A 24,187-nucleotide genomic window follows, 5' to 3' on the forward strand; every position below is an offset into this window, starting at 1 on the left:
TCAATCCACGGCCTGCGCGACCGGCACCTTGCCGCGCAGCGCCCGCTCCTCTAACCGCGCCAGCACCAGCGGCGCGAGCATCGACACCGCCGCCGCGAAGAAGAACAGGTGGCGGAACGCCGCTTCGGCCTTCGACCGCAGCACCAGCGCGTCCGCCCCATCGCTGGCGAGCGCGGCATGGAACAGATCCATCAGCAGGTCGCCGCCGGCCGCCTGTGCCTGCGGCGCGGCCTGCCGCAGCAGCGCGATCAGCACCGAAGTCAGCACCGCCACGCCCACCGCGCCGCCCAGCAGGCGCGAGAACGCCGTCAGCGCCGTCGCCAGGCCGACGTTCTGCGGCGGCACGGCATTCTGCGTGGCGACCAGCCCGGTCGGGAACTGCACGCCGATGGCCAGCCCGAGCACCACCATCGCCAGTGTCAGCGCCCACACGTGGTGCGGGTCCAGCAGACCAAGCGAGGCGATGGCGAACGGCACCGCGCAGGCGCCGCCCACCATCAGCGGCTTGTAGCGGCCGCTGTGCGTCATCCACTTGCCGGCCAGGAAAGCGCCGGCCGGAATCGCCAGCGTGAGCGGCACCAGGCGCAACGCGGCGGTATCCGGGCTGGCGCCGGCCACCATTTGGAAGCGCAGCGGCATCAGCACCGAAGTGGCGATCAGCTGGAAGAAGCACAGGAACAGCGCCAGGCAGCAGCGCGTCACGGTCGGCACGCGGAACATGGAAAGCGGAATGATCGGCTCGACCGCGCGGTTCTCCTGCCAGACGAAGGCCCCCAGCACCACCACCGACACCGCCAGCAAGCCAAGGTTGTCCGCCTGCGCGAGCGGCACGCCCTGGCCCACCCGCGTCACCATCAGCAGCAGCGCCGTCAGGCCCGCCGCGAACAACAGCACGCCCGCCACGTCGATCGGCCGCCGCTGGTGCGCCACCGGCAGGTGCCGCAGCGCCCGGCGCACCACCGCCAGCGCGACGATGCCCAGCGGCAGGTTGATCCAGAAGATCCACCGCCACGACAGGTAATGCGTCAGATACCCGCCGATCACCGGCCCCGCCAGGCTGGCCATGGCCCACATGCCGCTCACGTAGCCCTGGTAGCGGCCGCGCTCGCGCAGCGGCACCACGTCGGCGATGGTGGCCTGCGCCACCGAAATCAGCCCGCCGCCGCCCAACCCCTGCAGCACGCGCGCGACCAGCAGCATCGGCATGCTGGCCGCCACCGCGCAAGCCACCGAAGCCAGCACGAACAGGGCGATGGCGGTGGTCAGCATGGCGCGGCGCCCGTACAGATCGCTCAGCTTGCCGTAGATGGGCGTGACCACGGTGGAAGCCACCAGGTAAGCCGACACCACCCACCCCATCAGCGCAAACCCGTCGAGCTGCCCCGCGATGGCCGGCAGCGCCACCGCCACGATGGTCTGCTCCAGCGCCCCCAGCAGAATGGCCAGCATCAGCCCGCCCATCACCACCATCACCGGAATCTCCTGCGTCGGCGGCGCGCCGGACGCATCGGCGGAAGACAGCATGGGATCGGGTTGCCTGACGGCGGCGGCGCGGGATGGCATGGAAACATGCGCGCGGCGACCCGGAACGTCGCCTGCGCGAAAAGCTGGAGCGAAGCCGGTGATGATACTGTCGATCCGGGTTCGTTGCAGGATCAACGATTGGCGGCGGAGCGGGCAATGTCCTCGAAGCACCGGCTGGCACAGGCGGTTACCGCGGGCAGCTCTTCGGCCAGGAATTCGATGAATGCCCGCACCGCCGGCACCAGTCCGCGCCGGGACGGAAATACCGCGTGGAGCTGGTGCACCGGCTGCCGGTGGTCGGGCAGCAGCATGACCAGGCGGCCGTCCCGGATCGCGTCGGCGCACAGGTTGACCGGCAACTGCGCGACGCCCACGCCCGCCATGGCAACCTGCCCCAGCAGGAAGAGATCATCGGTGACGAACGCCGGCACGTACTCGATGTCCACAGTGGCCCCCTCCGGGCTGGTCAGCCGCCAGCGGGCCCGCTCCCCGCCCACACCGCCGAAGCCGACACCCGCGACGCCCCGCAACGATTCCGCCGAGTCGAACGGGCCGTGCCCGGCCACGAAGGATGGGCTCGCCGCCAGCACCAGATTGCTCGCGACAAAGGTCCGCACCACCAGGTTGGAATCATCCAGCGTCGAGCGCACGCGCAACGCGACGTCATACCCCTCGCCGATCACGTCGACGCGCCGGTTGGTCACGTCCAGCTCCAGCCGCACCTCCGGCTGCGCCAGCAGAAACTTCGACAGCACCGGTGCCAGGAAGGCATGCGCCACGCCCACCGGGCAGCTGACGCGCAGCCGCCCCGATGGCCGCTCGCCGGCATGCTCGGCCACCTCCAGGGCGGCGCGTGCGGCCTGCGTCATCACCTCGCACTGCGCGTAGAACGCCGAGCCCACGTCGGTGACGTGCACCGCCCGGGTCGAGCGCTGCAGCAGCCGCACCCCCAGCCGCTGCTCCAGGTCCGCCACGCGGCGGCTCACGCGCGACTTGGGAATCCCGAGCGCCCGCGCGGCGGCGGAAAAACTGCCGTGCGTCACCACGGCGGCAAACAGGACGAGGTCGTTGAGGTCTTCCATGACAACGCTCCAGGCCAATGGCGCATTGGATGCGCCCATTGTCTCACCGATGGAACAGAGTATGCCAATTTGCACCACTACTGGAACTTGATGCGCCGCACTATCTTTGCACCAACCCACCTGTTCCCGGAGAGACATCATGCAAGTGCTTCACCTCGACTCCAGCATCCTGGGCGACGCGTCCGCCTCGCGCATCCTGACCGCCGCCATCGTCGACGAACTGCGCCGCGACAACCCCGGCGCCACCGTCATCCACCGTGACCTGGCGGTCGAAGCGATCCCCCACCTGGACGGCGCCATCGCCGCGGGCTTCCGCGCCACCGGCGCCGACGGCTTCGACGCCGTCACCCTCGCCGAGCATGCGCGCTCGGAGGCGCTGGTCGGCGAGCTGCTCGCCAGCGACGTGATCGTGGTCGGTGCGCCGATGTACAACTTCTCGGTGCCGAGCCAGCTCAAGGCCTGGATCGACCGTGTGGCGCAGGCCGGCCGCACCTTCAAGTACACGGAAACCGGTCCGGTGGGCCTGGCGGGCGGCAAGAAGGTGATCGTCGCCTCCACGCGCGGCGGCATGTATTCGGCCGGCCCGACGGCCGCGATGGATTTCCAGGAGGCTTACCTGAAGACGGTCTTCGGCTTCCTCGGCATCACCGATGTGCAGTTCGTGCGCGCCGAGCGCCTGGCGATGGGCCCCGACGCCCGCGCACAGGCCCTGGAAGCCGCGCATGCCGCCATGCACGACGTCGTGAACCAGGCCATCGCGGCCTGACACGCCGGCGCCGGATCAACGGCGCCGCGGCATCCAGCCACGGCCAAAAGGGCGCCCGCAGACTTGCGGCGCCCTTTTTTTTTCACGAAAGAAGCGGCCCAGGCCGGACCGGCTGACCGTTCAGAGCTCGCGGTTCTCGCGCGCGTGATGAATGGCCTGGAGCGTACGGCGTGCGCGCAGCTTGCGCCACACCATTGGCCCGACGATCGCGGTGGCGATCAGGGACGGCGCCGCCCAGGCGACGGCGATTTCCAGAAACGTGGTCATGATATGTTCCCCCGACAGAGGCTTGCCGATGCGCGCAGAGCAAGCCGCTTGCATCGTCCTAGTCCGCGTGGAGTGTCTTTGCACTCCGGTCTCGTTATTCCGGCTATCGGCGCCGGGCATTCGAACTTGAACACCTGGCGTTGGCCGTTCGTATTATTTCGTGCTTCCCCAGACCATCTGTCAATAGTTCGCCCACATCTTTGCAAGGAATTGTCGCCTGGGGGTCACAGCCACCGACCACCCGGTTTTCCCATACAAAAGTAACGGCAAATTACATCGGTCCGAGGCGGAACACGCAGGCAGCGGCACCGGCCGCCACCCGCCGGCCGGGCGGTGCAGTTTTGCTTACAAAGCGTAAAGCGCGGTCACGCACGGTTTCCTTACAGTCAAGGCGAGTCCCATCCTCCCCCCAACTCACTGACCGGAGCCTCGCCATGAAACGTACCCTTGCCCTGCTGATCCTTGCCGCAACCGCGGCGTCCGCCCTGAGCGCCTGTGTGGTGGTCCCGGCCGACGGCTACTACTACCACCCGCACTACCACCCGTATTACCGCGGCTACTGAACCCGCCCCCTGGCCGACCGCTGCGCCTTGCACGCTGGCGGATGCGCCTCATGGCGAGGCGACCGGCGGCGGCACCGCCGTCGAAGCCAGCAAGGTCCGCCTCGGGCGCAATCCGGGAGCCAGAGAGCCGCGCCGCGCCCGGCCCTGCTGTGTAGCAGGGCCGGGCGCCGTCTCAATGAAGGCTCAGTGACGGTGATAGCGCCCGCATCGGGGGCCAGCCCTCCGATCCCATTTCAAGCCACGCGATAGCGGGGCGGCCGGCCGTTGAGCAACTAGCGCTCAGTCGGCATCCGGCGCGGCGGCCGGATCGCCGTCCGCGTCGGCCTGCTGCACGCGCCCTTCGTCGAAGGCCTTGCGGATCAGCGCGCCGCAGACCGCGCTGCGCACATAGCCGCGCGGCGAGAGGGTCTCGCGCACGAGCATGCCGTAGTGGCGCTTGTCAGCCGTGATCCACGGATAGAAGCCGAACGCACCGGGCGAGCTGAACGCACCGTCGCCGCCGGGCTGGTCCTCGATCCAATAGTTGAGCGCGTAATGCCACGGCTGGGAGGCCGGCGTGCTGACGGCGGCCGGGCAATTGCCGGGCTCGGTGCAGACGGCATGCTCCCCCAGCATCCTGCCGAGCCGGTATTCGCCGCGCATCAGGCGCCGCAGGAACCGCCCGTACGCGGCGGGCGAGGCGGCCATCCCGCCGGCCGGCTCGGGCACAAGGTAGTCCATGCCGAACGGCGCGCCCGCGTCCGTGAGGGCGGGCGCGTGGGCCAGTTCGCGCGCCAGCTCCGTGGTCAGCGCGGCCGCATCGGCCTTGCCGAAACCCAGGTCGATCAGCAGCTTCTGGTCATGGCCGCCGTTGTAGCTGAAACGGCCGACGTGCCCGGGCGTGAGCGTGCCGTTGCGGCCCCGCGCGAAGCAGCTTTGCGCCGTGTCGTAGCGATTGCACAGACGCGGATTGAGCGCGTCATACCCCGAACGCATGGTCAGGGCGTCGATGATCGCCGGGGTCAGCTTGCCTTGCTGACGTTCCACGACATAGGTCCCGAACACCCACTTGGACGCCGAAGCCAGCCGCACCGGCCGGTCCGCATCGACGCGGCGGCCTTGCTGGCCATGCAGCAGCACGCGATCCGCATCGCCGATTTCCCAGTAGTAGTCCCCCATGTGCTGGCATGCGGCCGCGTGCTGCAGGGTCGATTCGACCGCGGCGCGGCGCTTGGCCGGCGTCGGCGGCTCCGCGGCCTGCAGCGCCGGTGCCGCCACCGACAGCGCCAGAGCCCATACCGGCCCCCACATGGAAAATCGCCGCGCGCGGCGGGCCTGTATTTCTGTCATACCTGTTTCCTGCCTGATTGCATTACCTGTTGTTACCCATGCAGGGCAACACTCCCCCTGTTTATCGTTTGCTGTCCCACCGGCGTCCGGAAGCCGGCGGACAGGCAGCGAAACCCGCTTGCAAAGCCCTTTTCTCGAATATCGCAGCCATTGACAAAATACCGCCTGCCCCTTGCTGCAACAGAATGCATGCCGACACCGCACTTTTGAACGACTGCAGTCACCGGCATGATCCAAATGGAGGAGGAAAATCCCCCGACTTCGGGGTATCGCTTCGTGCATGTTGTCCTAGAATGAAGCCCAAGAAAAGCAGAATTAAAAAAAACTAAATACAGGTGGACTCGCAGGGAGTAGGTCATGGGATACATCAAGCGGGGAGGCACGGGCCTGGTGGCTCGCATGGGATGGGAGAGGACTGCCGACTGGCAGACCATTCCCGCGCGACGACGCTTGTTCCATACGGCACGACTCGCGCCCACCCGTGTTCCGGCATTGCTGCTCTGGGTGCTGGCTATCTCGCTGACGGCCGGCATCGGCCGCGTTCTGATACACCGATGGTGGTAACCGATATCGAAAAAGACTGGCAACGGGGAAGGTCACAGCGCGAGAGTTTGGGCCTGACAGCACCACCGGATTCATAGACCGCATTCATTACGGCACCGAGGGAAAACCATCCTGCTCCGCAGGATCGCATACCGTTCCGATGCTTTGGGCATCGGAATGGCATTTTCCTTCTTTCCGGCAACATCTCTCTCACGCACTTGACCGCAGTGCTGCGCAGGCAGCAGACAACGGGGCACGCGTCCCATGGCAGGCGGTGCCGACTATGAGGGGGAGCATCATGAATATTTCATTCACCGGCAAGACGTTCAGGTCCGTGGGCGACCTGTTCTTCCAGGCCATCGTGGACGGCAAGGTCTTGAGCTGCTTTGTCACGTCCGAAGCCCTGTCGCTCTGCGATTGCGCGCACCAGAAGGTCAGTGCCGAAGAGATCTACCGCAACTACCGCGACTGGATCGAGCAGGCGGCATCCGACCTGATCCGCGCCGGTGCGCTGGCGCCGGTGATCGTGCGCGGCCGTGATCTGGCGGCATCGCGCGCCTCGTTGCCGCACGGCGGCGTGCCGGCCTACGACCTCGACCGCGCGCGCCAGCTGCGGCTGGTGCCGCGCTCCTCGCGCTAGAGACATGCCCGGGCGCGGGGCCGCGGGGGCTGCCGGACGGGAGCCGGCGGCCCTGCGTTGAAGGTCCGTCCATGGCGCCGGCCGGAACGAGCGGACACGTCATGACGGAAAAGAGATATTAAAAACATTCAGTTGTCGCCGCGAATGTCTTGCGGCACATTCCGCCTCCTCTCTGCACCTTACTGCAATCGTTTCAGCGGCAGGCACTCACTCCAGCCCGCTGCCCCGCATCACCCATCACCATGGAACCGCCCGGAAATCCCTGGGCAACAATCCGGCTCAACCATAAGAGCACCGGCGTGCCCTGCCCGCCGAACAGTTTTCGCCGGTCCACAAGACCGGCGACTTTGCATGACCAGCGGTCAATCGAAACATGAAATCCGCGATATGAAATTCGATGTATTGGTAGTTGGAGAAGGCCTGGCCGCCCTGACGTTGCTGCTGCATTTGCCGCCGAGTTTGAAAATCGGTGTCATCTCGCGCAACAAATACGATGAACCGTCGAGCTATTGGGCGCAGGGGGGTATTTCGGCGGTGTTTTCGGCCGATGACGACCATGACAAGCACATCCGCGATACGCTGCTCGCAGGCGACGGCCTGTGCGATGAGGCGGCCGTGCGCCAGATCGTGTGCGAGGGCGGCGATGTGCTGCGCTGGCTGATCGACCAGGGCGTGCCCTTCACGCGCGAAGACGGTGAAATCCACCTGACCCGCGAAGGCGGACACAGCGAACGCCGCGTCGCGCACGTCGACGACATGACGGGCCGCGGCATCATGCGGGCCCTGCAGGCCAAGGTGGCCCAACTGCCCAACGTCATCTGGATCCGGCAATACGAGGCGGTGGAACTGATCTCCGACGGGCAGGCCGTCAGCGGCGTCATCGCCGAAAGCCTGGCCGACGGCGAAGTCACCGTCTTCAGCGCGCCGACGGTGGTGCTTGCCGCCGGCGGCCTGACCGGGCTGTATCAGTACGCGACCAACCCGCACGCGAGCAAGGGCGAGGCCATTGCCATGGCCTGGCGTGCCGGAGCGACCATCGAGAACCTGGAGTTCGTGCAATTCCACCCCACGGCCTTCCAGGTCGAGGGCCGGGTCATCAGCCTGATCACCGAAGCCGTGCGCGGCGAAGGCGGCCTGCTCTACAACGTCGCCAACGAGCGCTTCATGCCGGGCTATTCGAGCCAGCAGGAACTGGCGCCGCGCGACGTCGTGGCCCGCGCGATCTATTCGGAGATGCAGGCGCACGGCACGTCCCATGTGTGGCTCGACATCACGCACCAGGGCACGGCATTCGTCGAACAGCATTTCCCGAACCTGGTCGAGATCACCCGGGCCCACGGGTGCGACCTGTCGCAGCACCGCGTGCCGGTCTCGCCGGCGGCGCATTACACTTGCGGCGGGATCAGCGCCGACGTGGCCGGCCGCACCAATATCGAAGGGCTGTATGCCATCGGCGAAGTGGCCAACTGCGGCCTGCACGGCGCGAACCGGCTGGCCAGCAATTCGCTGCTGGAATGCGTCGTCATGGGCAAGGCCTGCGCGCAATCCGTGACGGACACCGCCGGCAGCGCATCGCGCCTGCGCCTGACGCTGCCGGAGAGGATCGAGACGCCATTCCACCCGAACCTCCTCGCCGACCTGCGCGCCATCCTGTGGAACCACGCCGGGATCGTGCGCAGCAACACGGGGCTCGAGATCGGCCTGCAGAACATGGCCCAGCTGCAAGAGCGCCATGCCAGCGTCCTGCCGTACGGGCAGGCGCTGCGGGCACAGAACATCTTCGATGCGGCGCATCTCGTCCTGTTGAGCGCGGCGGCCCGCAAAGAATCGCGCGGCGGCCATTTCAACAAGGATCACGCCGACAAGGCTGAAGCCCAGACGACCCAGATTCCCGGCGTGCCCGTGAACTTCTGGGCCGCGGGCGAGAACGCATCGCACGCCGCGCAGCTCGCTGCTGCCTGATCCCCTCCGAGACCGCGTCGCGGCGCACCGGGCAACCCGCCGGTGCGCCGCTGTCCTGATTTCTGCACCATTGGCTCGACCATGCTCTTCCTGTTTCTTCTGGCCGGCCTGACCGCCGGCTTCTTCGCCGGCATGTTCGGCATCGGGGGCGGCGCCATCGTCATCCCCATCCTCGTCCACGTCTACCGCGACGCCGGCATGGACATGACCGAAGCGATCCGCCTCGCCTTCGGCACCTCGCTCGCGACCATGGCCTTCACCGGGCTGTCGTCGTATCTCAGCCACCGGCAGCGCGGCAATGTCGACGGTGCCTGGCTGCGCAAGCTGATGCTGCCCTCGGGGCTCGGCGCGCTGGTGGGCGGCATCATCGCCGCCCGGATTCCGGGCGGGTGGCTCGCGCTCGGGCTGGCGCTGATGCTCGGGTACTTCGGCATCAAGCTGCTCGTGCAGCGCAGCGATGCGGTGGTCGCCTGGCCGTGGCTCGAGCGGTACCGCCACGTGGCCGGCTTCCTGTCGGGGCTGACGTATTCGCTGGCGGGCATGGGCGGCGCCTCGGTCATCACGTTCTACCTGACCAAGGCCGGGCTGTCGCTGCGCGCGGCCATCGGCACCGCGACCGGCGTGATCCTGCCGATCTCGGTGGGCGCCATCCTCGGCTTCGGGCTGACCGCCGGCTCGCCGCACGACTGGCGCTGGGGCTATATCGACCTGCGCGCGCTGCTGGCGCTGAGCGTGTGCTCGATCGTGGCGTCCAAGCTGGGCGTCAAGACCGCGGCGTGGCTGCCGGTCGCGGTCCTGCGCAAGGGCTTCGGCTTCTTCATGTTCGTGCTGGCCGGCAAGACGCTGCTGGGCACGCTGAGCTAGCCGTCCATCGGTCGATCGATCAGTCGGCCGGGAAGTCGTCTTCCCAGTATTCATGCAGGTTGCGGCCCGTCTCCGGACGGGCCGCTTCGCGCTGGCGCAGCTCGACGCGCCGGATCTTGCCCGAGATGGTCTTGGGCAGCTCCGCGAACTCGATGCGCCGCACGCGCTTGTATGACGCCAGCCGGGCCCGGCAGAACCGCAGGATGTCGCGCGCCAGGTCGGGGCCGGCCACGTGTCCGGCGCGCAGCACCAGGAAGGCCTTGGGCACGGCCAGGCGCAGCGGGTCGGGGCTCGGCACCACGGCGGCTTCGGCGATGGCCGGGTGCTCGATCAGCACGCTCTCCAGTTCGAACGGACTCACACGGTAGTCGGACGCCTTGAACACATCGTCGGCGCGGCCGACATAGGTGAGATAGCCGTCGGCATCGCGCGCGGCGATGTCGGAGGTGTGGTACACCCCGCCGCGCATCGCCTCGGCGGTCTTGTCGGCGTTGCCGGCGTAGCCCGCCATCAGCGCCATCGGGCGCGGATCCAGTTCGATGCAGATCTCGCCCTCGTCGGCCGGGTTGCCGTCGGGATCGCGCAGCGTGATGCGGTAGCCCGGCAGCGGCCGGCCCATCGAGCCCGGCTTGACCGGCTGGCCGGGGCTGTTGCCGATCTGGCAGGTGGTCTCGGTCTGGCCGTAGCCGTCGCGGATGGTGATGCCCCACGCCGCGCGCACGCGCTCGATCACCTCGGGGTTGAGCGGCTCGCCGGCGCCGATCAGCTCGCGCAGCACGGGCTTCCAGGCAGCCAAGTCCTCCTGGATCAGCAGGCGCCAGACCGTGGGCGGCGCGCACAGCGTCGTGACCCCCGCACGGCACAGCACGTCCAGCACCGCCCGGGCCTCGAAGCGAGCGGCATTGTAGACGAACACGGTGGCGCCGGCATTCCATGGCGCGAAGAAGCAGCTCCACGCATGCTTGGCCCAGCCCGGCGAACTGATGTTCCAGTGGACATCGCCGGGGCGCAGGCCGATCCAGTACAGCGTCGACAGATGCCCGACCGGGTAGCTCGCATGCGTGTGCATCACCAGCTTGGGCCGCGAGGTGGTCCCCGAGGTGAAATACAGCAGCAGCGGGTCGCTCGCCTGCGTCGGCGCGTCGGGCGTGAACTCGGGCGACGCGGCATAGGCGTCCTCCAGCCGATGCCAGCCGGCCGGCGCGCGGTCCGCCCCGGCCGCGATGCGGGTGAAGGTGCCGGCCACCCCGTCCAGCTTGGCGCAATCGGTGGCGCCGGCCACCACGTGCCCGACTTCGCCCATGGCGATGCGCTCGCGCAGGTCATCGGCCGTCAGCAGCGTGGTCGCGGGGATGATGATCGCGCCCAGCTTCATGCAGGCGAGCATCACGTCCCACAGCGCCGGCACGTTGCCGAGCATCAGCATGACGCGGTCGCCGCGCCGCACGCCGAGCGCGCGCAGGTGGTTGGCCACGCGCGCCGAGCGCTCGGCCATCTGCGCGAACGACAGGCGCGTCTCGCCGCCCTGCTCGTCGAGCACCCACAGCGCGGTGGCCCCGTTGCCGCGCGCCATGCCGTCGAAATAGTCGAGCGCCCAGTTGAAGCGGTCCAGCGCCGGCCATGCGAAGTCGCGCGCGGCGGTGTCGTAGTCCTCCCGATGCGCGAGCAGAGCGTCGCGGCACCGGAGGAATGCCTCCAGCGATGTCATGCCTGGTCTCCTGTGGTTGGGCGGCGCCTTGTTCCGGGCGCGGATCGGCCTGCGACGGCAAACGGCAACGGACAACAAACGGATCGGCACGCGCCACCGGGGCGCGCGCTCATTGCGAGCGCGGCGGCAGGCGCAACGAGCGGCCGCCGCCCAGGCTCAGCCAGGCCCAGGCCGCAGCGGCCGCCACCACCGCCAGCGCGGCGGCCCACTGGGCGCCCGCCAGCACCCATTCGGCCAGGCCGGACACCTCGCCAGGCAGCGACGTCCACGGCAGCTCCAGCCAGCCCGCGCCGAGCCAGGCACCGCGGCCGGCGCCGGTGGCCAGCTCCACCGCCAGCAGTGCCGCGCTGATCGCCGCGAACGACATGCCCCAGTGGGCCAGCACACGGCTGAACACGGGCAGTTCGTACAGGGGCTTGAGATATTGGATGTGGCGGGTCAGCGTCCATGCGCAGACCGCGAGCAGCGCGACGCTGACGGCGACCATCGGGGCCGGGCTGCGCAGGCACACGCCCAGCGCGATCCACCCCAGCGCGTGGATCTCGTGGCGCCGATAGATGCGCAGCGCCCGCGCGGCATGCAGCAGGCCAATCGGGGGGACACCGGCGGAAGCCATAGGCGCTCCATCTGGACGGATCGGGACAACCTCGACGACGACCGCGGTGGAACGGTGGCCGGACGGATCCGTGGTTGTGATGCATGCTGCGTCGCCGCATCCACCGCAGCAGACACAGTTGCTTGCAGTGTACTGGCGAGCGGCCGGCGGTGCGAGTGCCGGCCGCGCGTTTCAGCCGAACGAAGGACGGCGCCCGGATTCAGGCCTCGCGCAAATGTTCGATCAACTGGCGTGCGTAGGCCGGCAGATCATCGAAGCGGCGCACGCAGATGCGCAGCAGCCGTGTCGCCCAGGCGTCGGTCAGGCCCACGCGGCGGATGCCCATCGAGCGCTGCAGCCGGATGGCGGCGTGCTCCGGGATCACCCCTACGCCGACGTTGCGCTCCACCATGCGGCACACCGCGTCGAAGCTGCGCAGCCGCACGCGGTACTTCAGCCGGTAGCCGGCGCGCGCGGCGTGTCCCGCCAGGTAGGCCTGCAGCGCGTTGTCGCCGGTCAGGCCGACGAAATCTTCCTGCAAGGCGTCGACGAAGGCGATCTCGCGCCGCGCGGCGAGCGGATGATCGCGCGCGGTCACCAGCACGAGGCGGTCGTGGCGGAACGGGAAGGTCTCCAGCCCCGACAGGTCCACCGCGTCGTTGACAATGCCGATGTCCGCCCGCCCCTGCGCCACCGCCTCCACGATCTCATGGCTGACCAGCTCCTCCAGGTCGATATCGACTTCCGGATGCTGGGCCAGGAACGCGCTCAGGGTCTCGGGCAAGAACTCCGTCATGGCAGCGGTGTTGGACAGCAGGCGCACGTGGCCCTTGAGCCCGCGCGCATATTCGCCCAGCTCGCCGCGCATGCGCTCCATCTGTTGCAGCACCACGCGCGCGTGGTGCACCAGCGTGCGACCCGCGGCGGTCGTCTCCACGCCGCGCCGGTTGCGCGTCAGCAGCGGCACGCCGAGCGCCGCCTCCATGCCGCGGATGCGCGCGCTGGCCGAAGCCAGCGTGAGGTGCGCACGCTCGGCGCCGGCCGTGATGCTGCCGGACTCGGCGGTATGCAGGAAAAGGCGCAGGTCGGTCAGGTCGAAGCGCATAGCAATCTCGCCCGGAAAAACGGTGTGCCTCAGTCCCAGCCTGAGGCTGGGTCAATGTATCGCAGATTGCGGCGCACACACCAGTGGCCGAAACTGAGGCATCTGCAACCCCCACGCCCCCACATGGAATCCGCCACGCCGCTGCTGTTCGGCGCGGGCCTGCTTGCCGGCGCGATGAACGCGCTGGCCGGCGGCGGCTCGTTCGTGACCCTGCCCGCGCTGATGTTCGCGGGCGTGCCCTCGGTCTCGGCCAATGCGTCGAGCACGGTCGCCCTGCTGCCCGGCGCGGCCACATCCGCCTGGGCATACCGGCGCGACTATCGCGGCTTCGAGCAGGTATCGATGCGGGCCATGGTGGCGGTGAGCCTGACCGGCGGGCTGGCCGGCGCGCTGCTGCTGCTGTTCACGCCGTCGCGCGCGTTCGACTTCATTGTGCCGTGGCTGCTGCTGGTGGGCTCGCTCGCCTTTGCGTTCGGCAGGCAGGCCGGCGCATGGCTGCGCCGGCGGATGCGGATCGGCCGGCCTGCGCTGCTGCTCGCGCAGGGCGCGCTGGCCGTCTACGGCGGCTACTTCGGCGGGGCGGTGGGGATCATGATGATGGCGGTGTGGTCCCTGCTCGGCCATGACGACCTCCGCGCGCTCAACGCCTCGCGCACGCTGCTGGTGGGCGCGACCAACGTGGTGGCCGTGCTGTGCTTTGCCGCCGCGAAGCTGGTCTGGTGGCCGCAGACGCTGGTGATGCTGGCCGCCGCCGCGCTGGGCGGCTACCTGGGTGCGCACGTGGCGCGTCGCCTGCCGGTGCCGGTCGTGCGGCTGCTGATCTCCGCCTTCGGCTTTTCGATGACGGCGCTGCTGTTCTGGCGCGCGTGGTCGCATGCCTGACACGCACCCAAGCCGCCATGCCGCGCGTCCATCCCGCTCACGGCAAACCGGCTGCGCCACGCTGCCATCGCGGCCCAACGTTTGCGCCTGCCGCGCACCGTGTCCGGCCCGCGGGCAGCAAGGCCGGATCGGCCATCCCGTGCGCCGATCGCTTCCGCGCGCAAATCATCTTCTTCGTTGCGCGCGGTATCGCCATCCTGATCGTGGCTGTAGCGATCGGATTCGATGCAACGGAACGCGGAATGGAAAGCGGAACGCATGGCCCATCCCCCACTTCGTCGCACGCGACAGCACGTTGAAGCTGCGGTATGATCCGCCCCCGGTCCGAACCAGCAAAGAAAAAGCCCGCGGGCCGGGGGGCGGGCGGGCTTAACATCTTCAGCCTTTAACGACGAAAGATGGTCGGGTGTGCTTTGTGAATGAGCATGCGCCGGAATTCACAAAGCGAGGCCATTATAAAAAGGGCACGCCCCTCGCCATACCCCAACGACGAGGGGGGTCTGCACACGCCTTTCGTACACCGCTCGCCCCCATCTAATCACTGAACGCGGCGTCCAACGTTTGCGGTGTCAGCAGCCCGCTCGACGCATGCCGCCGGCCATCGGTCCGCAGGATCAGCGTCCTCGGCAACTCGCCCTGCCACTCGGGGTCGAACGCGGCGCGCAGGCGCTCCGGCATGGCCTCGGCGTTGGCGTACTGCGGCACATGCGCGAGGCCGATGCGGGCATCGCGCACCAGCGGCGCCAATGCGCGGTTCAGCATCGCAGCCTGCTCAGGGCCGTCCATGGCCACCATCACCACATCCACACGCCGCCGACCGGCGCGCCGCCACTCGGCGATGCGGGCGATGTTCTCGCGGCAGTAGCTGCAATCGAGCGCCCAGAGCTCGACGATGAGCGGGCGCGGCCGCGGTGTCCGCAGCATGGCCTGCACGTCGCCGGCATGCAGCGGCTGGAACCGCAGGGCACCGTCCGCATGTGCCGCCAGCACGGCGACCGACAGCGCCAAACCCATCGCCACCGATTTCCAGCGGCTCATGGCGCGGCCTCCAGGGCGGCGTCGGGCGGCACGGCATCGGTCACGTCGATGAGGCGGTAGCCCTCGGCCTGCGTGCGCCATGACAGGTAGACATGGCGATCGCGCGCCAGCAGCTGCGGATGATCGCTGCCGCCGTCGGTGCGCGCGAGGCTGGCGGGCGCGCTCCAGTGCGCTCCGCCGTCGGTCGACTTGCGCAGCAGGATCTGCATGCGGTCATCGGCGAACTGCTTCCATGCCAGCCAGAGCGCGCCGTCCGCGGACAGCAGCGCCGGATGCGAAGCCTGCGCGCCGGCCTGCGCCGCGCCGGTGAACGCCCAGGCTCCGCCCACCGGCTTGCCGTCGGCGGACAGGCGGCTGTAGAACAGCCCCGGCTTGCCCTGCGCCATGGAGAACCACGCCATGTGCCGCATACCGTCCGCCGTTACGGCCAGCGCCGGGCCGTGATGGGGGCAGGCCTCGACCCGCCAGTCGGAGAAGGTGGCGCGCGTGGTGGTCGGTGGCGTTGCGTCGACGGGCAGCGCCGCCAGCGCGTGATCGCGGATCTGGCCGGCGAAGACGTTGCGCCACAGGGCCAGCATGCGGCCATCCGCATCGGGCGCGAGCGCGATGCGGCAGCACTCGCAGGTCTGGTCGGCAACCTTGCGCTCCGGCGCGAAGGTGGCGCCGCGATCGGTGGAGACGGTGTAGTAGACCGCCGCCCCGTCATACGGCTGCCCCGCCGCCTGCGCGCGCAGCAAATCGCGCTTGTCGATCCAGGTGATGAAGAGGCGGCCAGCGCCGTCCACCGCGATGGAATCGAAGCGGTGCGTGATCGGCTGCCGGTCGTGGTGGACCGTCGCGGGCGCGCTCCAGGTCCGGCCGCCGTCGAGCGAGCGCGAGAAGCGGACAAACCCGGTGTACGGCGCCTCCAGCGGGCGCGACCAGGTCACGTAGAGTGCGCCGTCGGGGCTGGCGAGCACCTTGGGGCGGTTCTCGCCGTCGGTGTAGATGGGCTCGGGCTGCGGATTGAGGCGCCGGGGCGCCGACCATGTCATGCCCAGATCGTCGGACCACGCGACCACCACGTGCCGGCCCTCGGCCCGGGTCACCCACAGACGGCCGGCCGGGTCGAACGCGGCGGTGGTGGCGAGCTGCGGCTTGGCCGCCTGCGCGGCGGTGCCGCCATGCTCGTGGCCTGCGTGCGCGCCGGCCAGCGTCGCCGCCAGCGACAGCAGCAGTCCGGCCGTCAGCCGGGAGATCGGATGCATCATAGACGCCATTTCAGTTGCCCATAAAAGGTCCGGGACGGATACGGGTGATAGACGAAGTACCGCCGGTCGGTCAGGTTGTCGACGCCCAGCGCCAGCGTGACATGCTTGTCGACGCGGTAGCCGGCCTTGAGATCCACGGTGAAGAAGCGGCTGGTGCCGCCATAGACCTCGGGCAGCACGTCGGTGTTGTCGAGCGTGCCGTACTGCCGCCCCGAATAGCGTAGCCCCGCGCCGAGAGTCCAGCCGGCGCTCGCGTGCCAGCTGGCGAACAGGTTGGCCCGCACGCGCGGCATGCGCGGCCAGACCTTGCCGACATAGGCCGGGTTGGCGGCATCGGCCAGCGTCCTGGCTTGCGTGAAGGCGGCATTGGCCTCGATGTCCACGCCGCGCACGCCCAGATCGCGCGCCACATCCTGCCCGGAATACGCCAGCTCGATGCCGCGCGTGCGCACGCGGTCGACGTTCTGCACGCTGGTCACGTTGGGCGTGACGGTGATGTTGGTCTGCGTGTAGAGGCTGTCGCGCACGTCGCTCTGGAACAGGCTGGCGCGCAGCATGCCGCTGGTCACCGCCTGCTCGACGGTGAAGTCGAGGTCGTTGGCGCGCTCGGGCTTGAGGTTGGGGTCGTTGTTGACGATGGTGTTGCCGCTGATGCTGCCCTGGAACAGCTCGGCCACGGTTGGGAAGCGCACCGCGCGGCCGTATGACAAGCGCAGCAGCATGTCCTGCGTGGCCTGCCATTGCAGCGCCGCCTTGGGCGAGAAGGCATCTTCCGTGCGTCCGGCGTAGCCCAGCGTGGTGCCGGCGTTGCCGAGCCGGCCGTTGTCGGCGCGCCAGGTTTCGTAACGCAGCCCCAGCGTCGCCAGCCAGCGCGGCGCGAAGGCCCAGGCATCCTGCGCGAACAGGGCCTGCGTGCGGGTATCGCCCTGGTAGCTGGACTTGAGCGTCGACAGCGTCTCGGTGGGCCAGTGGCTCGCGTTGAAGGTCCGGTTGCGCAGGTGGTACTGGTCGTAGTGGTAGCCGGTCGTGACGGTATGGCCCGACACCGTGGGCGAGACCGCCTTGAGGTCGAAGTTGGACCAGCCCGTGCCGTCGCCGTAGAACACCGTGCCGGGGCCGCCGGCCGACGCCGTGTTCGATGCGCGCAGGATGTCGCGCGTGACGTCGTAGGCGGAAGCGTTGGCATCGAGCTTCCAGTCGCCCACCCGGCCCTTGACGCCGAGGCCGTAGAGCCAGTTCTCCTGATCGCCGTTCTGCGGCGCGAAGGCGTTCTGGGCGATGGTGTACGGCGTGCCGCCGATCAGCACATTGCCGCCGGTGACCACGTTGCCGGCCGCCGCCGGGGTCGCATCGCGCAGGAAGCTTTCGGCGCGGTCGGCGAAGTGGTTCTCCCAGTGGCCGAGCGTGAGCGTGGCCTCCAGGCGTTCGCTGAAGGCGTAGCCCAGGCGCAGGGTTTCCTGCAGCTGCTGCGTGCGCTCGAGCATCTGCGCCCCGAGGATCACGCGCGGCTGGCCGCCGGGGCCGAGATCGCGCACCGCGCCGGTCACCGGAACGCTCGCCTGGCCGCCGGTGAAGACCGAATTGGGCGTGGCGTACTGCATCGGCTGGCTGTCGTTCTCCAGCCGGTCGACCGACAGCGCATACCAGAGCCGGCCGATGCGATCGCCCAGCGAGGCGCTCTCGTGGTTGCCGGTGACGTTGCGCGAGAAGCCGTAGGCATCGCTGTAGTGCTGGCGCATGACCTGGGTCTGCGCGCCGGCTTCGAAGGCCTCGGGCTTGCGCAGGGTGAGCGCAATCGTGGTGCCCATCGAGTTGCCCGGCAGCAGCGCCGAGAACGGCCCGTACAGGATATCGACGCGGGCCAGGTCGTCGGGGCCGACCATCGACCAGCGCGGCGGGTAGCCGTAGCTGGAGCCGAGCAGGTTCGACAGCAGGATGCCGTCGGCGTACAGCAGGCCCGCGCGCTCTGGATCTCGTTGAAATCGCGGCCGGCGAAGATCGCATTGCGGTCGCCGATGAAGCGCCGGCGCACCATCACGTTGGGCTGGTACTTGAGCGCGTCTTCGGCGGTGACGAGGTTGCGGTCGGCCAGTTGGTCGGCGGTCACGGTCTGGACCACGGCGGGGGTGTTGCGGGCGAACGGCGCGGAAGCCGTGCCGGCATGCGCCACGGTGGGCGCGAGTTCCTGGGCGACGAAAGCCGGCGCGGCCCCGACGGCATCGGCATCGACGGCGGCAAAGGCGGACAGCGGTGCGGCAGCGGCGAGCGCGAGCACGGCGCGGCACACCGGCGTGCGCAGCGGCATGGCAGCCGTTGCGCGCTGGAGGGGTGACATCGGGAAGGTCTCCGGATTGACGGTGACGCCGGCCGGATACGGCCAGGCGCAAGCGCGCCGCGGAGATCACTCCCGCGGGCGCGTCAGCTCGACAGCGGCATCGGAGACCGGGGCGGCGCGCGCGATTCGGCCACGCGCAGCGCATTGCGCGCATGCACGGGCAGCGGCGCCGCCGGCTGGCGCACGCGATAGGCGAAACGCGCGGTCGGCACCCCGGGCGCGGGCGGCGAGGCCAGCGCAAACCCGGCGGCAAAGCCGGGGCAATAGAGACAGTGCGCCACGCCGTGGTGGTCGGCGGCGGGGCTGGGCGCGCCCTCGTCGCGCAGGTCGATGGCGATCCGCACGGTGCTGCCATGCGGTGCCGTCGCGCTGCACAGGTCGACGGCCAGCGTGCCCGACTGCGCCGCGCGGGCGGAGGCGAGCACGGGCGACAGTACGTTCAGTACGATCGCAAGCCAGACGAGGAAGAACCAGCGGCGCGGGAACATGGACACGATGGGAAGCCGGGCGAGTATAGCCCGGCACAGGGTTCCCCCGTTTGCGTGCGGCACAGTGCCGCGCAAACGGCGCCGGCCAGCCCCTCCACGGCGATTTATCGTCAATTATTGGATTGGCTATAATTTATACCGCATTCCATAATTGAGTCTAAACGAGGGCTTCCATGGATTCCGACACCGATACCGGCCGCTTCAGCTTCCACCGGCAGGACCTCGCCCACACCCTGTGCGACAGCCTGGAGGGCAAGGGGCTGGCGGACGCGCGCTCGGGCCTGTTCCTGGCGGCGCCCCGGCGCACCGGCAAGAGCACCTTCCTGCGCGAAGACCTGGTGCCCGAAGTGGAACGCCGCGGCTGGATCGCCATCTACGTCGACCTGTGGGCCGACCGCGCCCGCGACCCCGGGCTGATGATCGCCGATGGCATCAAGGCCAAGCTGGCCGAATTCGACGGACCGATCGCCAAGCTGGCCAAGTCGGCCGGCATGGAAAAGATCAGCGTGCTGCGCACCTTCACCTTCGACCTCGGCAAGACCGGCCTGCCGCCGGGCGTCACGCTGGCCGATGCGCTGGACACGCTCTACAGGGCGGCGCGGCAGCCCATCGTGCTGATCGTCGACGAGGCCCAGCACGCGCTCTCCACCGAGGCCGGCACCAACGCCATGTTCGCGCTCAAGGCCGCGCGCGACCAGATGAACCAGGGCGTGGCCTCGCCGCACCTGTTCCTGGTCTTCACGGGCTCCAACCGCGACAAGCTCGCCAACCTGCTGCTCAACCGCACGCAGCCGTTCTTCGGCTCGCGCGTGACCAATTTCCCGCTGCTGGGACGGGCCTTCGTGTCGGCCTACGCGGCCTGGGTCAACCAGCACCTGGCACCCGACAACCAGTTCAAGGACGACGACGTGTTCGCCGCCTTCCAACTGGTCGGACACCGGCCCGAGATGCTCAAGGCCATCGTCAGCGAGATCGCGCTGGAGCTGGGCGAGGCGGCCAGCCTGGGCGAGCTGCTCAAGCGCGGCGCGCAGGGCTGGCGCGACCGCATCTGGGGCGAGATCGAAAGCGAATACAGCGCGCTCACCGAGATCCAGCGCGCCGTGCTGGCGGTGCTGATCGAGCGCGGCCAGGCCTATTCGCCGTTCGCGGAGGCATCGATGAAGGCCTATGCCGCTCGCCTGGGCCACAGCGAGTTCTCCACCGCCACGGTACAGGCCGCGCTGGACGCGCTGCGCGACAAGAACCTGATCTGGAAGGAATCGCGCGGCGCCTACGCGCTGGAGGACGAAAGCCTGGCGCTGTGGTTCCGCGAAACGCGCGGCGCGCACGCCGTGCCGCCGAAGCTGGGGCGCTGAGCCTGGCAACCGGCCGGCGGCCGCGCTCGCGCCGGCCCCGGGTCAAGGCGGTGCCGCGCGCCGATGCCGCTTGCATTCCCGACACATTTCACCATGTGCAGCGCGTGGCCACGCGTGCGCACCGTCCGCATCCGCCTAAAGTAAAACAAACATGAAATCGGCGGCCGCCGTGCACTTTCTGGGCTAAGGTCGCTTTGGGCACGCGGTTTCGAAGTACGCAGGTCGTTCGTATCCAATCGCAACACCACGTTTTCGGGAGAGAAGGCAATGGACGCATCCGGTTTCCTCACGTCGCTGCAGGCCACGCTGGGCGGCTACCTGCCGAAGATCGCCGGCGCGATCGGCATCCTGGTGGTCGGCTGGCTGATCGCCATCGCGGTGCGGGCGGGCACGCGGCGGCTGCTCGCCGCACTGAAGGTCGACCAGCGCATCGCGGAGAGCACCGGCCAGGGCGCGCAGGTCGAGGGCATCGTCGCGGGCGGACTGTTCTGGCTCGTGCTGCTGGTCACCGCGGTGGGCATCTTCAACGTGCTCAACCTGTCCGAGGTGTCCAATCCGTTCTCCCAGCTCGTCACCAACATCGTCAACTACCTGCCGAACCTGATCGGCGGCGCGGCGCTGGTGCTGATCGCGTGGCTGCTCGCGTCGATGCTGCGCAGCGTGGTGAACCGCGCGCTCAAGACCGGCAACCTCGACAGCAAGCTGTCGGCCAGCGCCGGCATGAAACCGATGAGCGGCTACCTCGGCGACGTGCTGTTCTGGCTCGTCATCCTGATGTTCCTGCCCGCGATCCTGTCGGCGTTCTCGCTGTCGGGCCTGCTCGCGCCGGTGCAGGGCATGATCGACAAGCTGCTGGCGATCGTGCCGAACGTGTTCGCCGCGGCGGTGATCGGCTTCGTCGGCTGGCTGGTGGCGCGCGTGCTGCGCGGCCTCGTCACGAACCTGCTCATCGCGGCGGGCGCCGACCGGCTCACGCAGAGCGTCGACAGCCTGGCGCCGGTGCGCGTGTCGAACCTGGTCGGCACGCTGGTCTACGTGTTCGTGTTCGTGCCGACGCTGATCTCCGCGCTCGACGCGCTGAAGATCGAAGCGATCTCGCGCCCGGCGACCAACATGCTCGACCAGTTCCTCGGCGCGGTGCCGAACATCATCGCGGCGGTGGTGATCGTGCTCGTCACGTTCTATGTCGCACGCTTCGTCGCGGCGCTCGCGCAGAAGCTGCTCGTCGCGGCCGGCGTCGACGGGCTGCCGGCCGTGCTCGGCGTCGAGCGCGTGTTCGCGGGGATGCTGCAGCCGTCGGTGCTGGCCGCCCGCCTGATCGTGTTCTTCGCGATGCTGTTCGCCACGGTCGAGGCCGCGAACCGGCTCAACTTCGCGCAGGTGCGCGACGTCGTCACGCTGTTCATCGAGTTCGGCGCGCACGTGCTGATGGGCGGCGTGATCCTGGTGATCGGCTTCTGGCTCGCGGGGCTGGCGCGCCGCGTGATCGAGCAGGCGGACCGCGAGCACAGCGCGCTGTTCTCGCGGATCGCGCAGTTCGCGATCCTCGGCCTCGTCTTTGCGATGGGGCTGCGCGCCATGGGCATCGCGAACGAGATCGTGCAGCTCGCGTTCGGCCTGGTGCTCGGGGCGATCGCGGTGGCGGTGGCGCTGTCGTTCGGCCTCGGCGGCCGCGAGGCGGCGGGCAAGCTGCTCGACCGCTGGTTCAACCAGCGCCGCGGCGGCGAGTGAGCGGACTGGCGGACACGCACGGGAAGCGGCGCACCGGCATGCCACAATCCGGGTGCCCCGATTCCTGATCGCCCCTGGGACGCCGCACCTTGGAATTCCTCCGCATCGCTTTCCTGTTCGCCCTCACCGCGCTCGCCGAAATCGTCGGCTGCTACCTGCCGTGGCTGGTCCTGCGGCAGGCCAAAAGCGCCTGGCTGCTGATGCCCGCGGCCCTGTCTCTGGCGCTGTTCGCGTGGCTGCTGACGCTGCACCCGACGGCGGCGGGACGAACCTACGCCGCGTATGGCGGCATGTACATCGCCGTGGCACTGGCATGGCTGCGCGTCGTCGATGGCGCCACACTGACGCGCTGGGACATCGGCGGCGCGGCCATCGCGCTGGCCGGCATGGCGGTGATCGCGCTGCAGCCTCAGCCGACGTAATCCCGGGCCGGACGGGCTGGCGAGGCCGGACGATGCTGTATATTTATAAGGGGTATCCTTTTAGCTCCAGTGCCTCAATATACTGGATGGGCATACAGTTATTAGCGATATTGGTAAGGAAGCGCTACGCTTATCGCTCAGTGGCTCAAAATGGGCCAGAAGCCGTCGTAGGCGACAATACGACCTTCCGCTAATCCGCTCCAGCGAGAACAGCTTTGCACATGCCCGGGTTCAGTGTTTTGAAGGCCGCCCCCTCCCAGGCCACCGAGATTAGTCAGCTTATTCAAGGGCTCGCTCACTACTTTCTGGGCGAGGCCAGCAGCGCGGCTGCGCAGCCCTTCCTCACGACTTTCGAGCCGGCCGCGATCGCCGCTCTCATCACCGCCCCCGCTTGCAAATACTTCGTCGCTATGGAGTCCGGCTTGCTTGTTGGGGTATGCGCGCTAAAGGATCGCAAACACATCTATCACTTGTTTGTTGCGCCCGAGGCGCAAGGCCGGGGCGTTGCTCGCGCGCTGTGGGAGTACGCGCGTGCCGATGCTGAGTTGGACGGAGCTACTGGCAGCTTCACTGTCAACTCATCTCTCCACGCCGTACCTGTCTACGAAAGGCTCGGGTTCCATGCGATTGACTCTGTGCAAGAGAGGAACGGTGTTCGGTTTGTGCCTATGGCGTCAGTACGTTGACTTGTCGAGGTCGCGGCTGCTCAAGACGCGGATGAGTCGTTCGACTGAATCACATCCGCATAGGTCACGGGGGCCGTAACCACGGCCTGCTGAAGCAACCGGTAGAACAGCATGCCGCGCGAGCCCGAGGTGCGGCGATTGAAGCGGAACACGAACTCGTCCAGGTAGGCGTCCAGATGCTCGGGCTGAACCGAGCCGTGGTGCGTGCCGAGAATCCAGCGTTTGACCAGCGAGGCGACCCGATGCACGCCGGCCATCGAGACATGCGCCGGCACCTCGGCGCCAAGCATCACATTGCTCTGGTGATCATAGCCCAACTTGCTCAAGGACCGGTAGGCTGCCGACCCGTCGGTCCTGACCTGCGCACCAGGCTCAATCGACGCCTGCACGAACGGAACGATGCACTCCTCCGCATCGTTGCGGATGCGCTGCAAGCGAATTCGGCCAAAGCCTTTGGGCTGGAGCATTTCGACAGCCAGGACGACCAACACCTTGCTCGTGTTGTTCTTGCGATTGACGGCCGAGATGGGGGCTTCGCGGTCTGTGATGGCAAGGTAGGTCTCGTCAACCTCAACACACCCCTTCAGGCGTTCACGCTCAGGCCGGACCATGGCCCGGCGGAACCGGTGCAACATTGTCCAAGCAGTCTGGTAGCTGCCCAATCCCAACACTCGCTGCAAGCCAAGGGCGCTGACGCCTTGCTTCTGATTGGTCAGATACCAGGCGCCGGCCAGCCACACCCGCAGTGGAGTGCGGGTCTTGTCGAATATCGTGCCAGCTGTCACCGTCGTTTGGTGGCCGCAACTGCGGCACATCAGGCGAGTGCGACTCGACCGATAAGGCTCGGCTGCCAAGCCGCAATCAGGACAAATGAATCCCTGCGGCCACCGCAATGCCACCAGGTACGACAGGCAGGCCTCTTCCGTGCCGAACCGGTCCAGAAACTCGTTCCAGTTGCGGGGGTAGTCCTTGCCGGCTTCTGGCGGTAAGATGCGTTCTACCTGTATATCCATCCAGTAATTCTGGCATAGCTGGAGCTAAGTGGATACCCC

At 68.3% G+C, this 24,187-nt stretch carries 21 protein-coding genes and 1 pseudogene; 10 read left to right on the forward strand and 12 right to left on the reverse strand.

Features of this window, described 5'->3' with window-relative positions; genetic code table 11:
• Both GO999_RS20315 and GO999_RS20320 read right to left on the reverse strand, forming a co-directional pair.
• On the reverse strand, positions 1–1,524 hold the full coding sequence (locus tag GO999_RS20315; RefSeq protein ID WP_021155165.1) for an MDR family MFS transporter: 1,524 nt from the start codon (positions 1,522–1,524) through the stop codon (positions 1–3).
• Positions 1,525–1,655: 131 nt separating this feature from the next.
• On the reverse strand, positions 1,656–2,606 hold the full coding sequence (locus GO999_RS20320; protein ID WP_019720023.1) for a LysR family transcriptional regulator: 951 nt from the start codon (positions 2,604–2,606) through the stop codon (positions 1,656–1,658).
• Positions 2,607–2,745: 139 nt separating this feature from the next.
• Between GO999_RS20320 and GO999_RS20325 the strand changes: the two genes are divergently transcribed.
• Positions 2,746–3,372 (forward strand): FMN-dependent NADH-azoreductase, encoded by a 627-nt coding sequence (locus tag GO999_RS20325; RefSeq protein WP_016723883.1) that lies wholly within the window; start codon positions 2,746–2,748, stop codon positions 3,370–3,372.
• Positions 3,373–3,492: 120 nt separating this feature from the next.
• Here GO999_RS20325 and GO999_RS20330 read toward each other — a convergent pair whose 3' ends face one another.
• Positions 3,493–3,639: a hypothetical protein gene (locus GO999_RS20330; protein WP_016726236.1), complete on the reverse strand. Its 147-nt coding sequence runs from the start codon at positions 3,637–3,639 to the stop codon at positions 3,493–3,495.
• Positions 3,640–4,073: 434 nt separating this feature from the next.
• Between GO999_RS20330 and GO999_RS25000 the strand changes: the two genes are divergently transcribed.
• A complete protein-coding gene (locus GO999_RS25000; RefSeq protein ID WP_011004542.1) occupies positions 4,074–4,202 on the forward strand; it encodes a hypothetical protein in 129 nt (42 codons plus the stop codon).
• Positions 4,203–4,481: 279 nt separating this feature from the next.
• Here the strand turns inward: GO999_RS25000 and GO999_RS20335 are convergent, their stop codons facing one another.
• Positions 4,482–5,531 carry a serine hydrolase family protein gene (locus GO999_RS20335; protein ID WP_011004543.1) on the reverse strand — a complete coding sequence of 350 codons (1,050 nt, stop codon included), beginning with the start codon at positions 5,529–5,531 and terminating at the stop codon, positions 4,482–4,484.
• Between the two features lie 841 nt (positions 5,532–6,372).
• On the opposite strand from GO999_RS20335, the gene GO999_RS20340 reads away from it, so the two are divergent.
• The 3 genes from GO999_RS20340 (at position 6,373) to GO999_RS20350 (ending at position 9,540) form a co-directional block, all read left to right on the forward strand.
• Positions 6,373–6,714, forward strand: a complete 342-nt coding sequence (locus tag GO999_RS20340) for a DUF1488 family protein (protein ID WP_011004544.1) — start codon at positions 6,373–6,375, stop codon at positions 6,712–6,714.
• Positions 6,715–7,065: 351 nt separating this feature from the next.
• A complete protein-coding gene (gene nadB / locus GO999_RS20345; RefSeq protein ID WP_087452709.1) occupies positions 7,066–8,676 on the forward strand; it encodes an L-aspartate oxidase in 1,611 nt (536 codons plus the stop codon).
• Positions 8,677–8,757: 81 nt separating this feature from the next.
• The gene (locus GO999_RS20350; RefSeq protein WP_016723878.1) at positions 8,758–9,540 is read left to right on the forward strand and encodes a sulfite exporter TauE/SafE family protein; all 783 of its coding nucleotides are present in this window, start codon (positions 8,758–8,760) and stop codon (positions 9,538–9,540) included.
• Positions 9,541–9,559: 19 nt separating this feature from the next.
• On the opposite strand, the gene GO999_RS20355 is transcribed toward GO999_RS20350, so the two are convergent.
• From GO999_RS20355 to GO999_RS20365, 3 genes are all read right to left on the reverse strand, one after another.
• Positions 9,560–11,248, reverse strand: a complete 1,689-nt coding sequence (locus GO999_RS20355; RefSeq protein ID WP_019720021.1) for an AMP-binding protein — start codon at positions 11,246–11,248, stop codon at positions 9,560–9,562.
• Between the two features lie 109 nt (positions 11,249–11,357).
• Positions 11,358–11,864: a hypothetical protein gene (locus GO999_RS20360; RefSeq protein ID WP_011004548.1), complete on the reverse strand. Its 507-nt coding sequence runs from the start codon at positions 11,862–11,864 to the stop codon at positions 11,358–11,360.
• Between the two features lie 199 nt (positions 11,865–12,063).
• Complete coding sequence (locus GO999_RS20365; protein ID WP_019720019.1) at positions 12,064–12,948, reverse strand: LysR substrate-binding domain-containing protein; 885 nt, start codon at positions 12,946–12,948, stop codon at positions 12,064–12,066.
• A 123-nt stretch (positions 12,949–13,071) separates the two neighbouring features.
• Between GO999_RS20365 and GO999_RS20370 the strand changes: the two genes are divergently transcribed.
• On the forward strand, positions 13,072–13,830 hold the full coding sequence (locus GO999_RS20370; protein WP_011004550.1) for a sulfite exporter TauE/SafE family protein: 759 nt from the start codon (positions 13,072–13,074) through the stop codon (positions 13,828–13,830).
• A gap of 534 nt (positions 13,831–14,364) precedes the next feature.
• On the opposite strand, the gene GO999_RS20375 is transcribed toward GO999_RS20370, so the two are convergent.
• From GO999_RS20375 to GO999_RS20390, 4 genes and pseudogenes are all read right to left on the reverse strand, one after another.
• Positions 14,365–14,868, reverse strand: coding sequence for a thioredoxin domain-containing protein (locus GO999_RS20375; protein WP_020830376.1), 504 nt, complete (start codon positions 14,866–14,868; stop codon positions 14,365–14,367).
• Positions 14,865–16,127 carry a sialidase/neuraminidase family protein gene (locus tag GO999_RS20380; protein ID WP_211907169.1) on the reverse strand — a complete coding sequence of 421 codons (1,263 nt, stop codon included), beginning with the start codon at positions 16,125–16,127 and terminating at the stop codon, positions 14,865–14,867. The genes GO999_RS20375 and GO999_RS20380 overlap by 4 nt, the downstream gene beginning before the upstream one ends.
• Positions 16,115–18,453: pseudogene (locus GO999_RS20385) on the reverse strand (TonB-dependent receptor). The gene GO999_RS20380 and the pseudogene GO999_RS20385 overlap by 13 nt, the downstream one beginning before the upstream one ends.
• A gap of 83 nt (positions 18,454–18,536) precedes the next feature.
• The gene (locus GO999_RS20390) at positions 18,537–18,941 is read right to left on the reverse strand and encodes a DUF2946 domain-containing protein (protein ID WP_020425392.1); all 405 of its coding nucleotides are present in this window, start codon (positions 18,939–18,941) and stop codon (positions 18,537–18,539) included.
• A 173-nt stretch (positions 18,942–19,114) separates the two neighbouring features.
• On the opposite strand from GO999_RS20390, the gene GO999_RS20395 reads away from it, so the two are divergent.
• The 4 genes from GO999_RS20395 (at position 19,115) to GO999_RS20410 (ending at position 23,135) form a co-directional block, all read left to right on the forward strand.
• Positions 19,115–20,296, forward strand: a complete 1,182-nt coding sequence (locus GO999_RS20395) for an ATP-binding protein (protein WP_019720013.1) — start codon at positions 19,115–19,117, stop codon at positions 20,294–20,296.
• A gap of 267 nt (positions 20,297–20,563) precedes the next feature.
• A complete protein-coding gene (locus GO999_RS20400; protein ID WP_019720012.1) occupies positions 20,564–22,027 on the forward strand; it encodes a mechanosensitive ion channel in 1,464 nt (487 codons plus the stop codon).
• Positions 22,028–22,116: 89 nt separating this feature from the next.
• On the forward strand, positions 22,117–22,449 hold the full coding sequence (locus GO999_RS20405; protein WP_016723868.1) for a YnfA family protein: 333 nt from the start codon (positions 22,117–22,119) through the stop codon (positions 22,447–22,449).
• 221 nt (positions 22,450–22,670) lie between these two features.
• Entirely contained in the window at positions 22,671–23,135 is a 465-nt protein-coding gene (locus GO999_RS20410) for a GNAT family N-acetyltransferase (protein WP_011003064.1), read from the forward strand.
• A 20-nt stretch (positions 23,136–23,155) separates the two neighbouring features.
• Here the strand turns inward: GO999_RS20410 and GO999_RS20415 are convergent, their stop codons facing one another.
• A complete protein-coding gene (locus GO999_RS20415) occupies positions 23,156–24,148 on the reverse strand; it encodes an IS1595 family transposase (RefSeq protein ID WP_118872758.1) in 993 nt (330 codons plus the stop codon).
• Positions 24,149–24,187 lie beyond the last annotated feature (39 nt).

The organism is Ralstonia nicotianae (assembly GCF_018243235.1).
Classification (GTDB): Bacteria; Pseudomonadota; Gammaproteobacteria; order Burkholderiales; family Burkholderiaceae; genus Ralstonia; species Ralstonia nicotianae.

Coding starts and splice junctions, on each gene's coding strand:
- GO999_RS20315 (WP_021155165.1), bottom strand. CDS start 1,524: ATGCTGTCTTCCGCCGATGCGTCCGGCGCGCCGCCGACGCAGGAGATT.
- GO999_RS20320 (WP_019720023.1), bottom strand. CDS start 2,606: ATGGAAGACCTCAACGACCTCGTCCTGTTTGCCGCCGTGGTGACGCAC.
- GO999_RS20325 (WP_016723883.1), top strand. CDS start 2,746: ATGCAAGTGCTTCACCTCGACTCCAGCATCCTGGGCGACGCGTCCGCC.
- GO999_RS20330 (WP_016726236.1), bottom strand. CDS start 3,639: ATGACCACGTTTCTGGAAATCGCCGTCGCCTGGGCGGCGCCGTCCCTG.
- GO999_RS25000 (WP_011004542.1), top strand. CDS start 4,074: ATGAAACGTACCCTTGCCCTGCTGATCCTTGCCGCAACCGCGGCGTCC.
- GO999_RS20335 (WP_011004543.1), bottom strand. CDS start 5,531: ATGACAGAAATACAGGCCCGCCGCGCGCGGCGATTTTCCATGTGGGGG.
- GO999_RS20340 (WP_011004544.1), top strand. CDS start 6,373: ATGAATATTTCATTCACCGGCAAGACGTTCAGGTCCGTGGGCGACCTG.
- nadB (WP_087452709.1), top strand. CDS start 7,066: ATGACCAGCGGTCAATCGAAACATGAAATCCGCGATATGAAATTCGAT.
- GO999_RS20350 (WP_016723878.1), top strand. CDS start 8,758: ATGCTCTTCCTGTTTCTTCTGGCCGGCCTGACCGCCGGCTTCTTCGCC.
- GO999_RS20355 (WP_019720021.1), bottom strand. CDS start 11,248: ATGACATCGCTGGAGGCATTCCTCCGGTGCCGCGACGCTCTGCTCGCG.
- GO999_RS20360 (WP_011004548.1), bottom strand. CDS start 11,864: ATGGCTTCCGCCGGTGTCCCCCCGATTGGCCTGCTGCATGCCGCGCGG.
- GO999_RS20365 (WP_019720019.1), bottom strand. CDS start 12,948: ATGCGCTTCGACCTGACCGACCTGCGCCTTTTCCTGCATACCGCCGAG.
- GO999_RS20370 (WP_011004550.1), top strand. CDS start 13,072: ATGGAATCCGCCACGCCGCTGCTGTTCGGCGCGGGCCTGCTTGCCGGC.
- GO999_RS20375 (WP_020830376.1), bottom strand. CDS start 14,868: ATGAGCCGCTGGAAATCGGTGGCGATGGGTTTGGCGCTGTCGGTCGCC.
- GO999_RS20380 (WP_211907169.1), bottom strand. CDS start 16,127: ATGGCGTCTATGATGCATCCGATCTCCCGGCTGACGGCCGGACTGCTG.
- GO999_RS20390 (WP_020425392.1), bottom strand. CDS start 18,941: ATGTTCCCGCGCCGCTGGTTCTTCCTCGTCTGGCTTGCGATCGTACTG.
- GO999_RS20395 (WP_019720013.1), top strand. CDS start 19,115: ATGGATTCCGACACCGATACCGGCCGCTTCAGCTTCCACCGGCAGGAC.
- GO999_RS20400 (WP_019720012.1), top strand. CDS start 20,564: ATGGACGCATCCGGTTTCCTCACGTCGCTGCAGGCCACGCTGGGCGGC.
- GO999_RS20410 (WP_011003064.1), top strand. CDS start 22,671: ATGCCCGGGTTCAGTGTTTTGAAGGCCGCCCCCTCCCAGGCCACCGAG.
- GO999_RS20415 (WP_118872758.1), bottom strand. CDS start 24,148: ATGGATATACAGGTAGAACGCATCTTACCGCCAGAAGCCGGCAAGGAC.